This is a genomic window from Pseudomonas sp. CLCA07 (assembly GCF_053615335.1).
Genome location: NZ_CM132131.1, coordinates 6,237,234 through 6,250,658, shown reverse-complemented (window position 1 = coordinate 6,250,658; position 13,425 = coordinate 6,237,234). Strand labels below are relative to the sequence as shown.

11 protein-coding genes are annotated in these 13,425 nt (G+C 57.7%); 6 read left to right on the top strand and 5 right to left on the bottom strand.

Going from position 1 to position 13,425, the window contains the following annotated elements:
• Nucleotides 1–26: 26 nt before the first annotated feature.
• Together ACWGZX_RS28650 and ACWGZX_RS28645 are read right to left on the bottom strand one after the other, a co-directional pair.
• Nucleotides 27–1,397 carry an HlyD family type I secretion periplasmic adaptor subunit gene (locus tag ACWGZX_RS28650; protein ID WP_452626482.1) on the bottom strand — a complete coding sequence of 457 codons (1,371 nt, stop codon included), beginning with the start codon at nucleotides 1,395–1,397 and terminating at the stop codon, nucleotides 27–29.
• Complete coding sequence (locus ACWGZX_RS28645; RefSeq protein WP_452626481.1) at nucleotides 1,390–3,111, bottom strand: type I secretion system permease/ATPase; 1,722 nt, start codon at nucleotides 3,109–3,111, stop codon at nucleotides 1,390–1,392. Before ACWGZX_RS28645 ends, ACWGZX_RS28650 begins: the two co-directional genes overlap by 8 nt.
• Nucleotides 3,112–3,712: 601 nt before the next feature.
• Between ACWGZX_RS28645 and ACWGZX_RS28640 the strand changes: the two genes are divergently transcribed.
• On the top strand, nucleotides 3,713–4,153 hold the full coding sequence (locus ACWGZX_RS28640; protein ID WP_452626480.1) for a hypothetical protein: 441 nt from the start codon (nucleotides 3,713–3,715) through the stop codon (nucleotides 4,151–4,153).
• A gap of 78 nt (nucleotides 4,154–4,231) precedes the next feature.
• Here the strand turns inward: ACWGZX_RS28640 and ACWGZX_RS28635 are convergent, their stop codons facing one another.
• Nucleotides 4,232–5,134 (bottom strand): LysR substrate-binding domain-containing protein, encoded by a 903-nt coding sequence (locus tag ACWGZX_RS28635; protein ID WP_452626479.1) that lies wholly within the window; start codon nucleotides 5,132–5,134, stop codon nucleotides 4,232–4,234.
• Between the two features lie 106 nt (nucleotides 5,135–5,240).
• On the opposite strand from ACWGZX_RS28635, the gene ACWGZX_RS28630 reads away from it, so the two are divergent.
• Together ACWGZX_RS28630 and ACWGZX_RS28625 are read left to right on the top strand one after the other, a co-directional pair.
• A complete protein-coding gene (locus ACWGZX_RS28630) occupies nucleotides 5,241–6,638 on the top strand; it encodes an MFS transporter (RefSeq protein ID WP_452626478.1) in 1,398 nt (465 codons plus the stop codon).
• Entirely contained in the window at nucleotides 6,635–7,909 is a 1,275-nt protein-coding gene (locus ACWGZX_RS28625) for a glucarate dehydratase family protein (protein ID WP_452626477.1), read from the top strand. The genes ACWGZX_RS28630 and ACWGZX_RS28625 overlap by 4 nt, the downstream gene beginning before the upstream one ends.
• A gap of 120 nt (nucleotides 7,910–8,029) precedes the next feature.
• Here ACWGZX_RS28625 and ACWGZX_RS28620 read toward each other — a convergent pair whose 3' ends face one another.
• The gene (locus ACWGZX_RS28620; RefSeq protein ID WP_452626476.1) at nucleotides 8,030–8,803 is read right to left on the bottom strand and encodes a ParA family protein; all 774 of its coding nucleotides are present in this window, start codon (nucleotides 8,801–8,803) and stop codon (nucleotides 8,030–8,032) included.
• 200 nt (nucleotides 8,804–9,003) lie between these two features.
• The gene (locus ACWGZX_RS28615) at nucleotides 9,004–9,504 is read right to left on the bottom strand and encodes an Lrp/AsnC family transcriptional regulator (RefSeq protein WP_452626475.1); all 501 of its coding nucleotides are present in this window, start codon (nucleotides 9,502–9,504) and stop codon (nucleotides 9,004–9,006) included.
• A gap of 119 nt (nucleotides 9,505–9,623) precedes the next feature.
• Between ACWGZX_RS28615 and ACWGZX_RS28610 the strand changes: the two genes are divergently transcribed.
• From ACWGZX_RS28610 to ACWGZX_RS28600, 3 genes are all read left to right on the top strand, one after another.
• Nucleotides 9,624–10,658 (top strand): histone deacetylase family protein, encoded by a 1,035-nt coding sequence (locus ACWGZX_RS28610; protein ID WP_452626474.1) that lies wholly within the window; start codon nucleotides 9,624–9,626, stop codon nucleotides 10,656–10,658.
• A gap of 51 nt (nucleotides 10,659–10,709) precedes the next feature.
• Nucleotides 10,710–11,762, top strand: a complete 1,053-nt coding sequence (locus ACWGZX_RS28605; RefSeq protein ID WP_452626473.1) for an ornithine cyclodeaminase — start codon at nucleotides 10,710–10,712, stop codon at nucleotides 11,760–11,762.
• A 175-nt stretch (nucleotides 11,763–11,937) separates the two neighbouring features.
• Nucleotides 11,938–13,353: an amino acid permease gene (locus tag ACWGZX_RS28600; protein WP_452626472.1), complete on the top strand. Its 1,416-nt coding sequence runs from the start codon at nucleotides 11,938–11,940 to the stop codon at nucleotides 13,351–13,353.
• Nucleotides 13,354–13,425: the final 72 nt, after the last annotated feature.

Below are 13,425 nucleotides of genomic sequence, written 5' to 3'. Positions count from 1 at the left end.
GCGATAGCGGCTGCGATCGGTCATGCTCATTCCTCTTTGAAGGCCGCTAGCAGGCGTTCACGCAAAGGTTTCATCAGGTAATTCATCAAGGTGCGTTCCCCCGTCACCACCGTGACATCGGCGAGCATGCCGGGGCGCACCAGCAGGCCGGAGGCCTGCAGCGAGGCGACGGTGTCGGCGGGAATTTCGACCTTGGCGGAAAAGTACGGCTGGTGCGTCTGTTCATCAATCAACTGGTCCGCCGACACCGTAGTCACCGTGCCGGTGACGGTCGGCGTATCCACCCGTTGCAGCGCGGTGAAATGCACATGTACCGGCAGCCCCGGGCGCAACTTATTGGCCATCAGCGGCTCGAAACGCGCGGTGATCGCCATCGGCGCATCCAGCGGCACCACCTGCATCAGGGTTTGGCCGGCCTGCGCAACGCCCCCGACCGTATGAATACTCACGTCCATGACCTGCCCGGACACCGGCGCACGGATCGCACCGTTGTCGACTTCAAACTGCAAGGCATTAATCTGATCGGCATAACCTGCCGCCTCGGCAGAGACCTCGCTGAGCTGGGTTTCGGCATCGCGGCGAAATTCCTGCTGCGCCTGCAAGGCCTTGAGCCCGTTTTCGTTGATCGCCTGGCGGGTCCTGCCGACATCGCCCACCCCGGAAGCAATCTGCCCGGCCAATTGGGCTGCGTTGCGTTCGGCCTCTAAAAGCTTGTTCCGCGGAATGTAGCCTTCACTGGCCAAACCACGCAGGCCTTCCAGCTCCTGCTGCTGGAAACGCATCTGCGCGTCGTAGTTACGCTTGACACCTTCGTAACCTTGCAATTGCTGCTGCAATGCCGCGACTTCGTGTTCGATGATTTGCAAGCGGCTGCCCAATTCTGCGCGGCGGGTCAGAAACAATTGGCTCTGCAAGGCCATGGCGGCCTTGACCCGAGGCTCGTCGGCGCGTTCCAGCAGTTCAGCGGGCCATTGGATCTCGGCTGAGCCCAGGCGCTCGGCAATCAATCGCGCCTCGACGCTACGATCATTGAGCAACTTGCCCAGGGTCACGTCCCGTTGCGACTGCGCCTGCACCGTATTGAGCTGCACCAGCAACTGTCCCTGCGTGACGCGGTCGCCATCGCTGACCAGCAGCTTTTCCACCACCCCACCGACCAACGACTGCACAGCCTTGCGTTCGCCCGCCACCACCACAGTGCCGCTGCCCACGACCCCCTGGTCGAGCGGCGCCAGGCAAGCCCAGAGCAGGAAGCCCCCCAGCGTCAAGACCAGGAAACCCACACCAAAGCGTGCAGCCCCCCTGGCATCGGTATTGGCGCAGGGCTGCGGCGTGGTGGCGCGCACGCTCAGCCCCTGCTCGCTGTACATTTGTGCCCCAGGGGTCAGATCACGCATTTCTGCCAGCCTCCCTGACTGCGGCCGGTCTTGGCCCCGGCATCAATGCCTTGAGTACCCGATCCCGTGGACCGAATGCTTGTTGAGCGCCGTCCTTGAGCACCAGGATGTGATCGACCACCGCCAGCACATTAGGCCGGTGGGTAATCAGCACCACGGTGCTGCCAGCAGTCTTGAGCGCATTGATGGCCTGCACCAGCGCCAACTCTCCGGCATCATCGAGGTTGGAATTGGGCTCGTCGAGCACGATCAGCGACGGGCACCCATAGAGCGCGCGAGCCAGGCCGAGGCGTTGCTTTTGTCCACCTGATAAACCAAGCCCGCCGGGGCCCAGTGGCGTGTCGTAACCCTTGGGGAACCTCAGGATCATCTCGTGAATGCCGGCGTGACGCCCGGCGGCGATGATCTTGTCGGCGTCCTGCTCGCCGAAGCGGGCAATGTTGTCGGCCACACTGCCGTCGAACAACTCGATGTCCTGAGGCAGGTATCCAAGGTGCGGGCCCAGGGCGTCGTGGGACCATTGACTGATCTCGGCATTGTCCAGGCGCACCGACCCGCCCATGGCCGGCCATACCCCGACCAGCGCTCTGGCCAGCGTTGATTTACCACTGGCGCTGGGGCCGACGACGGCGAGTACATCCCCTTTGACAAGGCTGAAATTGATGCCCCGCAGGACCGGTTGCGAGGCGCCAGGCGGGCCGACATACAACTGCTCCAGGCGCACCGCGCCGGTGGGCGGTGGCAAAGGCATACGCAGGCGCTCGCGCGGATGCTGGGCAAGCAGTTGGCTCAGGCGCTGGTAGCTCTGGCGGCCGGAATTGAATTGCTTCCACGAGCCAATAGCGATTTCCACGGGCGCCAGCGCCCGCCCCAGCAGCAGCGACATAGCAATCATCATGCCCGCCGACAATTGGCCTTCAAGCACCAGCAACGCCCCCAGCCCCAGGGCCAGCGACTGTCCGGAGATGCGTACGAAACGAGTCGTCGAGGTGATACGCGCGCTACGATCGCTGGCATGGGCCTGGGCGGTAATGATGCGTTGCTGCAGCAGGCTCCAGCGCTGGCGCAAAGGCCCAAGCATGCCCAGGGCCTGGATGACTTCGGCATTGTGTAACGTGCTGTTTACATAGATCGATGACTGCACACCCAGGCGATTGGCTTCGCCCAAGCGCGTGCGAGTCGCCAACTCGCCCCACAGCGCGAGGCCAATCAGCACCAGGGCCAGAACCAGCGTCAGCACGCCGAACCAGGGATGAAAGATGAACGCCACCAGCAGGAAGATTGGCAACCACGGCGCATCGAGCAAGGCTATCAGACCTTGGCCGGTGATCAACTGCCGCAGCGTCGCCAGATCGGTGAGCACCTGCGCCGGATTGGCGTTGTGCTCGCGCAGGCTGCGGGCGAAGGCAGCGTCGAAAATCCGCTCGCCCAAGGCATCGTCCAGCCCCGCACTCATGCGAATCATCACCACACCACGTGCCCACTCGATCAGGGCGCTGAACATGAACAGTCCCAGGGCGATCAATGTGAGCATTAACAAGGTGGTTTCGTTGCGGCTGGTGAGGACCCGGTCGTACACCTGCATCATGTAGAGCGACGGCACCAGCACAAGCAGGTTGATCACGCCACTGAACAGCGCCAGCGACCAGAACACCCGGCGATAGCTTAATAAAGCGGCATCAATGTCATGACGCGGATCGAGAAGTAAACCCATAGAATGTCGCCCGCAAAAGGAATAGTCGGTCCAAGAGCAATCCGTCGCGAGTTTTTTTGCCGTGAGGCATTGGAGAAAACACTACACGTAGCTTGATGTGCCGCTATCAGAGACGATCCTCGTCGCTACAGGTGCCAATTACTGACAACGCCACCACGGGTTAGTGCCGGTTCGACGGGCTGGGGTTTCATGTGGGTGACGGGCGGGAATGTTGCGTTCCCCCAAGAAGACCTGAGGACATCAAGGTGGGGATTGACGGCTCAGGGACGACGTACCGCCCTGCAAAGGTGCTTTTCCTTGAACCTTCGCGGGTTTAAAAAGTTTTTTAAAGGGCGGTAGAACGAGAGATTCTAAGACGCTCGGGTACCGCTGTGAGATTCTTTTTGAAACCTCGGGCGTTCATGCCCAGGAGTAAATCAGGACAAAATTCTGAACCCGGTTCATCTGCTCCTAGCTATAGTCAGTAAGTCAGTTCCAGGTAGCACCGTCGGTGGCAGGAGATCGACAGCCCTTAAACTGACGTAAATGCAACGCTTTGATCTCATCGACATGAGATGAAGCGACGCCCATCGATAACTCACTTCAGAAACCAAGAGTGGCCATGAAGCGGATCCTGAGCGGTGCTATCACCTTGGCAATTATCGGCACGATGACCGTTGGTCTACTCCAATGGAGAGCCGTCGCAAAGCAGAATCAAGAAGTTTCTTGCAGTGAAGCCAGGCACGCCTTAAAAGGAGTAGAAATTCGAGCGCGAGCCTTGGCTGCCGGGATGACCGTAGAGGCGTACGCTAACGCTGAAGAAGAGGAAGTGGCGAAACTGATCCGCGCTCTCGAAGGTGCGAATAGCGCGGCGGATGTTGATTCGGTCATGGAGAGTCACGCTGCCGCCATAGAAGCGGTGGACGCCCCTGTTGAGGCAGAGGTGGACGCTCGAGGCAATCAAGCATTCCTCGAACAACGATTAATGAAGCAGCGGATCCCCGTCGATGTTAAACAACAGCTCGAACGCGCCGCAAAGGCAGTCAGTGTCACTTGTAGCTAGCGCTCTGCGCTAACCAGACCTCCCTCAAAAACTGCCCGACCCAGACTCTCATTTGAGCCAACAAAAAAATGGCCAAATTCACACCCCCCATCCCTCCCTCACAGCCTTTCGAATCCCCTCCAGCAACATCGCAAACGCCGGGTTGTCATTATTCTCGCGCCAGATTAAATGCAGCTCGCTCTGTACGCCTTCCCCCAGATCGATATCCCGAAACACCACGTTCTTGAACACCACGCTGGTGGCGCAGCGAGGGACCAGGGCGAGGCCCATTCCGGCGTTGACCAGCGCCAGAATAGTCAGTGACGAACCGAGCCATTGCACGTATTCCGGAGCGACGCGGGCTGAACGCAGCATGCCGGTCAGCAGTTCGTTGAACGGCGGATAGGCGGCGTGGGAGTACATCAGGAACGGTTGCGCATCGAGGTCTTTGACGGACACGGTTTCGGCACTGGCCAGCGGGTGGCGACTGGGGACAGCCAAGACAAATGGCTCGCGCACCAGGCACTCGGTGGCGTAGCCCGGTTCCAGCAAGGGCGCGCGGACGATGCCCAGATCGATACGCCGGGCGCGAAGGGCTTCGTGCTGTTGGTAGGTGTTCATCTCCGACAGATCGATTTTGACATGGGGCTGTTTGAGCCGTGCTTCAGCAATGACCTTGGGCAGGAATTCATACACCGCGCTGCCAACGAAGCTGATATTGACCGAGCCGATGTCGCCTTCGGCAAAACGCCGGGCAGTGACGGCGGCTTGCTGGGCACGCTCCAGCAGGTTCTGCGCTTCGATGAAAAAGGCGCGACCGGCGGCGGTGAGGGCAACGCTACGGGTGGTGCGGGTGAACAGCTCGACCCCCAAGTGGTGCTCCAACAGTTGGATCTGTCGACTGAGGGGCGGTTGCGTCATGTTCAGGCGTTCGGCGGCGCGACGAAAGTTGAGTTCGGTGGCCACCGTGGTGAAGCAGCGCAGTTGAGTCAGTTCGAACATTGATCTAATCCAGGTATCAATCGAATGCCAAGTTAGATTAGACGGGATTAATTGCCGCGTCCATGATCGGCTCGTCCCTAAAAAAACAATGATCGGGAGTTGCCTCTTGAATACCCTCCAGAATCCGCCGGACCCGAATGTGCTTGCCCGCGCCGCGGCCAAGGTGAAGCGCCATGTGCTGCCGCTGTTTGTGGTGATGTTCATCGTCAACTACATCGACCGGGTCAACATCGGCTTCGTACGCAGCCACATGGAAACCGACCTGGGCATCGGCGCCGCGGCCTATGGCCTGGGTGCCGGGCTGTTCTTCATCGGTTACGCGATATTCGAAGTGCCCTCCAACATGCTGCTGCAACGCTACGGTGCTCGCGCCTGGTTGACGCGCATCATGTTCACCTGGGGCGTAGCGGCCATGGCCATGGCCTTCGTGCGTGGCGAAACCAGCTTCTATGTGCTGCGCTTCATTCTCGGCGCGGCCGAAGCGGGGTTTTTTCCGGGCATCATTTACTACTTCACCCAGTGGCTGCCGTCGACTGAACGGGGCAAAGCCATGGCGATCTTTCTCAGCGGTTCCGCCATTGCTTCGGTCATTTCCGGCCCGGTGTCCGGTGCGCTGCTGAACGTCAGCGGTTTCAGCCTGCATGGCTGGCAGTGGATGTTCCTGATTGAAGGCTTCGCCTCCATCGTCCTGTGCGGTTTTGTCTGGTTCTGGCTGCAATCTCATCCGCGTGAAGCGAAATGGCTGAGCGCCGAAGAAAAGGACTCCCTGGTTGGCGCCATCGCGCTGGAGCAGCAGGCTCGCGAAGCCGCCCAGACGATCAAACCGTCGATGTTCAAACTGCTGGCCGACAAGCAAATTGCCCTGTTCTGTTTTATCTACTTTTCCATTGCCTTGACCATCTATGGCGCCACGTTCTGGCTACCGAGCATGATCAAAAAAATGGGCAACCTCGGCGACTTCCAGGTCGGCCTGTTCAACTCGATTCCGTGGCTCATTTCCATTGTCGCGATGTATGGCTTCGCCGCCATGGCCAGTAAATGGAAACACCAGCAAGCCTGGGTGTCGTTGACGCTGGTGATTGCGGCCTTCGGCATGTTCATGTCGACCACGGGCGGACCGGTCTTCGCCTTCGTCGCCATCTGTTTTGCGGCCATAGGTTTCAAGGCTGCCTCGGCGTTGTTCTGGCCGATTCCGCAAGGCTATCTGGATGCGCGCATCGCCGCCGCGGTGATCGCCCTGATCAACTCCATCGGCAACCTTGGCGGTTTCGTGGCCCCGACGGCGTTCGGTTTTCTGGAACAAAAAACCGGCTCTATCGAGGGTGGACTTTACGGCCTGGCCGCCACATCACTGGTTGCGGCCGTGGTGATCTTTTTCGCCCGCACGGCACCCCGTGGCGACGCCTTTCGCTCGCGGACCGGCAAACCCGCCGAGGACGCAGCCTGCAAACAATCCATCAGTCAACAAGCCTTGAGTTCAGGTTCAAAGGGAGCAGCCTCTTGAAAATCAAACGAGTCACCGTCACCCCCATCGCTTTCCGTGATCCGCCACTGCTCAATGCCAGTGGTATCCACGAACCGTTTGCGCTGCGTTCGATCATCGAGATCGAGAGCGACAATGGCTACATTGGCCTGGGTGAGAGCTACGGCGACGCTCCGGCGCTGGCGATCCAGCAGCAATTGCAAGCCAAGTTGATCGGCCTCGACCCGTTCAATCTCAATCAGCTGCGCGCCATCGTGCAGGCGACCGTGGCGGCGAACAAACCGGCGAGCATCGCCGGCGCAGAACTGGCACCCGGTTCGCACGCCAGCAAAGCGGTGAGCAATGCGTATTCGGCGTTCGAAGTGGCGTTCCTGGATTTACAGGCGCACTCGCTGAACGTGCCGTTGGTGGACTTACTGGGCGGTGCGATCCGTGACGAGATTCCGTTCAGCGCCTATCTGTTCTTCAAATACGCCCAGCATATCGATTCGCCTTACAAACCAGACAGCTGGGGTGAAGCGCTGAACGAAGAGCAGATCGTCGCCCAGGCTCGGCGCATGATCGAGACCTATGGTTTCAAGAGCATCAAGCTCAAGGCTGGCGCGCTGGAGCCAGAGCATGAAGTTGCGTGCATCAAGGCGCTGAAAAAGGCCTTCCCGGGTTACCCGCTGCGGATCGATCCGAACGCTAACTGGTCCATGGAAACGTCGATTCGCATGGCCGAACTGCTGGGCGACGACCTGCAATATTACGAAGACCCGACGCCGGGCCTGGAGGGTATGTCCGAACTGCACAAACGCACCGGCCTGCCGCTGGCGACCAATATGGTGGTCACTGATTTCGATGAGTTTCGCCGCAGTGTGGCATTGAACAGCGTGCAGATCGTCCTCGCCGACCACCACTATTGGGGCGGGCTACGCGACACTCAGGCGCTGGCGAAAATGTGCCAGACCTTTGGCGTGGGCGTGTCCATGCATTCCAACTCGCACCTAGGGATCAGCCTGATGGCCATGGCCCATGTCGCCGCCTCGGTGCCCAATCTCGATTACGCCTGTGACACGCATTACCCTTGGCAGGAGCCGGACGAAGAGGTGATCAAGGGCGGCAAGCTGCCCATCGTCGATGGTTGCGTGAAAATTACCCGAGCGCCCGGGTTGGGCCTGGAGCTGGATCACGATCAATTGGGCAAGCTGCATGACCAATACCTGACTTGTGGCATTCGCCAGCGCGATGATGTGAAACAGATGCAGCGTTACAAGCCTGAGTGGAAAACCATCAAACCGCGTTTTTGAGGGGGTCCGGTGCCTGGCTGTCAGGGCAAGGCACCGGTTTTTCAGCACTGATAAAAAATTACGCGGACACCCTCGTCCTTAATGCTGGAACTTGGAAGGTGTATTGACTGGACGCTTACGCTAGGCGGCCCGTTCCAGGGCATCCAGCAAGCCAACAAATTCCAGCGAAAGCTTATGGCGAGGGGCCAAATGGATGAGGGGGACTGAAACTTCGTGAGATTCGCGCATCTTGACGGAGCTGCTCAGGTAAACCGGCAGCACAGGTAAACCTTCTGCCAGCAACTCATTAACGAGACTTTGGTGCAAGCCAGTGTGCCCAGTGAACTGGTTAACCACCACCCCTTCCACTTTTAGTGATTCATTGTGATCACAACGTAGATCTTCTACCTGCTCGATGACGCGATACAGCGCCTGACGAGAAAAACTGTCGCAATCAAACGGAATCAGCAACCTGTCTGCAGCCACCAGCGCGCTGAAGGTGTAAAAATTCAGTGACGGAGGTGTATCGATATAGATGCGCTCATAATCCTCGGAAAGCTCTACCAGTAACTTGCGCAGCTTATTGATCTTGAACTTGCTCTCCAGTTTTGATTGGAGGTCTGACAGTTCGGGGCTGGCAGCCACCAGGTGGAGGTTGTCGTATCGGGTCTCGATTATGTTCACGCGACTCTTTCTGCCTTCGAAGCCGCCGGACAATGTTTGTTTGAAAAAATCGGCGATGCCCGTCGGAATCCTCTCGTTGATCAGGCCAGTGAGATAGTGGGTCGAATTTGCCTGGGGGTCGAGATCAACCAGCAGCGTTCGGTAACCTTCGGCAGCACTTACAGCGGCAAGGTTGCAGGCAATGCTGGATTTTCCAACACCACCTTTCTGATTGAATACGACACGACGCATGGGGCTTGCTCATCCGTGAAAAAGGCCAGAGGCCAGCTTAGGTCAAATGTAAGAAGTCGTGTCAATTCTATGACCGTAACATTACAGTTTTACGACAGCGATTAGCCGAAGCCGCGGATTAGAGCGTTTGACTGCCAAGTGCCGTCGAAACAAGACAGTCTCTAACACGACTCTGAAAAGGTGATCTAACCCCTGCCCGCTCAGTCCTTGCTCGATTTGGGTATCGCAATACGGCTACTGGTCTTGACCTCGCGTAAAGCCAGGCTGGACTGGATGGAGGCAATACCCACCTGACACCTGAGCACCTGCTCGATAAAGTCACTGTAGCTATCAAGATCCTCTGCCAACACTTGCAGCACGTAATCGGCATCCCCGGTGATCTTGTGACAGGACAACACTTCAGGCAATTGCGCAATCACCGCCTCGAAAGCGTCGGGAGCGTGATCAGCGTGGGTGGAAAAACGGATGTGCACGAACGCCAGGATATCCAGCCCCAGCATTCGTCGATCAAGGTTCGCCTGATAGCCCTTAATCACGCCCGCCTCCTCCATTCTCTTACGACGCCGCCAGCAAGGCGTAAGGCTTAACGACAGGCGCTCACTGAGCTCGGCGTTGGAGATACTCGCATCCTCCTGCAACAACGCGAGTATCGCCAGGTCGGTGTCGTCGAGACTGATGCGTTTGGATATTTTTTTCTGCATGGCGCCATTCCTGAGTAAAACCACCCGCAATATCTACCAAACCATGAAAACAAAGCAAAGATTTCGCATCTGTACCAGAACAAAATATTTGCACTGGCTCACATCAACGGATGCGCACAATGTTTACAGTTTTCAGTGATTCCCACCGTTTGCACCACGGCACCGAATTGAAAGACGGCGTGCTCAAACCGTCCTTTGAACAGCCCAGTCGGGCTGATACCGTCCATCATCGGGTTAAACAGGTAGGGCTAGGCCAGATCATCGAACCACGAGCATTTGACCGGTCGTGCTATGTCAACGCGCACAGCGAGCGCTACGTAACTTTTCTGGAATCCGCCTGGTCTGAATGGAGCGCAACCGGACGCACCCACGATGCCTTGCCGCTGGTATGGCCGGTGCGCGATCTGGCGAACGAGCAAGTCCCGACGTTCATCGACGGCAAGCTGGGTTTCTACGCCATGGATGCCGGCTCCCCCATTACCGCCACCACATGGCAAGCGGTAAAAACCAGCGCCGATATCGCGCTGACCGGACTGGCGCTGATCGATGAAGGCCACGACAGTGCCTTTGCCCTCTGCCGCCCGCCCGGCCATCACGCCGCGCGTGAATACATGGGCGGCTACTGCTATCTCAACAACGCCGCCATCGCCGCACAGCAGGCCATTACCCGAGGCGCCAAGCATGTCGCGGTACTGGACGTCGACTTTCATCATGGCAACGGTACCCAGAACATTTTCTACGGGCGCAGCGACGTCATGTTTGTCTCGCTGCACGGCGAGCCGGCGGTGTCCTATCCGTACTACTCAGGCTTCAGCCATGAAGTCGGCGCAGGCCACGGCGAAGGTTACAACCTGAATTATCCGATGCCGAAGAACACCACCTGGGAAAGTTACCGCAACGCCCTGCTCCACGCCTGCAAGAAACTCCAGCAATTTGCCCCTGAAGTGCTGGTTATTTCACTGGGTGTCGACACGTTCAAGGACGATCCCATCAGCCACTTCCTGCTGGAAAGCGAAGACTTCATCGGCATCGGCGAGCTGATAGCGGGTGTGGGCTGCCCCACCCTGTTCGTGATGGAAGGCGGCTACATGGTCGATGAAATCGGGATCAATGCGGTCAACGTGCTGCATGGTTACGAGAGCAAACGCGCCTGAGTTATCCCCCTGAATCGCAGCGTTTCAACTATTGAACCGGAGAATAAAAACATGACTCTTTTTATCGATGTCGATCATGCCGCACGCCTGTTCGCCAAGGTGGGAATCCGCCGGGTAATCCGCGAAATGGCGGCTTACATCGAAGCTGACTACTCACGCTGGGCGCAGTTTGATAAGTCGCCTCGCACCGCCAATCATTCGGCCGACGGTGTGATCGAGTTGATGCCGACTGACGATGGCCAACAGTACTCGTTCAAATACGTGAATGGTCACCCGGACAACGGTCAAAAGAACTTGCTGACAGTCATGGCCTTCGGTGTCCTGGCCGATGTCCACAGTGGCTATCCAACTTTGCTCAGCGAACTGACGCTGACCACAGCCGTGCGCACTGCAGCGACCTCCGCGCTGGTCGCGCAGTCCCTGGCGCGCCCTGGTTCAAGCATCATGGCAATCATCGGTAATGGCGCCCAGAGCGAGTTTCAGGCCCTCGCTTTCCACGAAATGCTGTCTATAAAAGAAATCCGCATTTTCGATATCGATCGCGACGCTTCACTAAAGTTGAAGCACAACTTGGCCGCATTTCCGGATATTGAGGTGATTCTGGCCAACTCGGTACAGGAAGCGGTCAAGGGCGCGCACATCGTCACCACGGTCACGGCAGACAAGGCCTATGCAACGATTTTGACGCCCGAGATGATCGAGCCCGGCATGCATATCAATGCCGTCGGCGGTGACTGCCCGGGGAAAACCGAACTGCACGCCGACATCCTGCGCAAAGCCCGCGTCATCGTTGAGTTTGAACCTCAAACCCGGATTGAAGGCGATATTCAACAACTGGAGCCCGACTTTCCCGTCATCGAGTTCTTCCGGATTGTTCAAGGCGAAGTCCGGGGCCGCGAGAACGACTCCCAGCTCACCGTGTTCGATTCGGTGGGTTTTGCCCTGGAAGACTTTTCGTCACTGCGCTACGTGCACGACCTGGCGCGGGAGCATGCAATCGGTGAGCGCATCCACTTGGTGCCGAAGCCTACCAACATAAAAAATCTCTACCAACTGCTTGAACAGCAGCCGGCAGCTCCCTCGCGTCTACGCACAGTCAGCTGATAGCCATCGGTCAGGCCCCCTGAGCAAGTGCCGAGGGGCGGCGCACCTTGTTCGCGGACGAGAAACCTTGCCACCCGCAAACAACCACCGTCAGTAGCCATTGCAGCTCTAACAAGAACTTTAGACATCCACTTTTCTGCCAAAACTCAAAAACATAAAATCAAGAGGTTTTGTAATGAAATCGACCCCGTCCGGGCTAGTTGAACAGCCCGCGCTGCAGCGCACGCTCAGCAATCGTCACATTCAGTTAATGGCCATGGGAGGTGCCATCGGGACAGGTCTGTTCATGGGCTCCGGGAAGATCATCGCCCTCTCCGGCACGTCGATCATCCTCATCTATATGATCATCGGTCTGTTCGTCTACTTCGTCATGCGCGCCATGGGCGAACTGTTGCTCTCGAACTTGAACTTCAAAACCTTCGCGGATTTTGCCGGTGCCTACCTCGGCCCGCGAGCGGCTTTCTTCCTTGGTTGGTCGTACTGGCTGAGCTGGAGCGTCGCGGTGGTAGGCGATGCAGTCGTGGTCGGCGGATTCTTTCAGTATTGGTTCCCCGATGTACCCGCCTGGATACCGGCCATCGGTATGTTAATGACGCTGTTTGCCTTGAATGTGCTGACGGTCAGGCTTTTCGGCGAAGTGGAGTTCTGGTTCGCGATCATCAAGATCATTGCCGTCGTCACCTTGATTGGCGTCAGTATTGTGCTGATTGCCAGCTCCTTCGTCTCACCCAATGGCGTCACTGCATCCCTGAACCACCTGTTGGATAAACAGGCAGCCTTCCCCAACGGCCTGTTTGGTTTCTTCGCCGGTTTCCAGATGGCAATCTTCTCCTTTGCCGGCACTGAGCTGATCGGCACTGCAGCAGCCGAAACGCGCTCCCCCGAGAAGACCCTGCCTAAAGCCATCAACTCGATTCCGTTGAGAATCATCCTGTTTTATGTGCTGGCACTGGCCTGCATTATTGCAGTGACTTCCTGGCAACAGGTTTCGCCCAACAAGAGCCCTTTCGTCGAACTGTTTCTAGTGGCAGGGTTTCCCGCCGCAGCAGGTATCGTCAACTTTGTGGTTCTGACGTCTGCCGCCTCATCGGCCAACAGTGGCGTATTTTCATCCAGCCGCATGCTGTTTGGGCTGGCCAGTCACGACAATGCTCCGGGGATTTTTCGGCGTTTGTCGGGCAATAGCGTGCCTCTGCTGAGCCTGGCGTTCACCACACTGTTGATGCTGGTGGGTGTACTGCTGCTGTTCATCGTTCCGGAAGTCATGACAGCGTTCACCATTGTCTCTACCGTATCGGCGATCCTGGTGATTTTCACTTGGTCGACCATCCTCGCGTCGTACATTGCCTATCGCAGAAGCCGGCCCGACCTGCATGCGCAATCGGCCTACAAGATGCCTGGCGGTGTACCGATGGCCTGGTTCTCTTTGGCGTTCCTGGGCTTTGTTCTCTGTTTGCTGGCATTAAGACCTGACACCCGTATTGCCTTAATGGTGATGCCGGGGTGGTTCATATGGCTGGCAATTGCCTATCAGCTGACCCACAACTGGAGGCCCAAACCCGCTTCTGGATCGACAAGTCAGTACAGCTGATATTTACCTGGAGCCTTTGGGTACCGATGCAGTGAAACGCCCTTGAGCGACGTTGCATTTGTGGGGCACCTG

Bases quoted from the DNA above. Each gene is read 5' to 3' on its own strand.
- ACWGZX_RS28640 (WP_452626480.1), top strand. From the start codon at position 3,713: ATGAAGCGGATCCTGAGCGGTGCTATCACCTTGGCAATTATCGGCACG.
- ACWGZX_RS28620 (WP_452626476.1), bottom strand. From the start codon at position 8,803: ATGCGTCGTGTCGTATTCAATCAGAAAGGTGGTGTTGGAAAATCCAGC.
- ACWGZX_RS28635 (WP_452626479.1), bottom strand. From the start codon at position 5,134: ATGTTCGAACTGACTCAACTGCGCTGCTTCACCACGGTGGCCACCGAA.
- ACWGZX_RS28605 (WP_452626473.1), top strand. From the start codon at position 10,710: ATGACTCTTTTTATCGATGTCGATCATGCCGCACGCCTGTTCGCCAAG.
- ACWGZX_RS28645 (WP_452626481.1), bottom strand. From the start codon at position 3,111: ATGGGTTTACTTCTCGATCCGCGTCATGACATTGATGCCGCTTTATTA.
- ACWGZX_RS28600 (WP_452626472.1), top strand. From the start codon at position 11,938: ATGAAATCGACCCCGTCCGGGCTAGTTGAACAGCCCGCGCTGCAGCGC.
- ACWGZX_RS28650 (WP_452626482.1), bottom strand. From the start codon at position 1,397: ATGCGTGATCTGACCCCTGGGGCACAAATGTACAGCGAGCAGGGGCTG.
- ACWGZX_RS28615 (WP_452626475.1), bottom strand. From the start codon at position 9,504: ATGCAGAAAAAAATATCCAAACGCATCAGTCTCGACGACACCGACCTG.
- ACWGZX_RS28610 (WP_452626474.1), top strand. From the start codon at position 9,624: ATGTTTACAGTTTTCAGTGATTCCCACCGTTTGCACCACGGCACCGAA.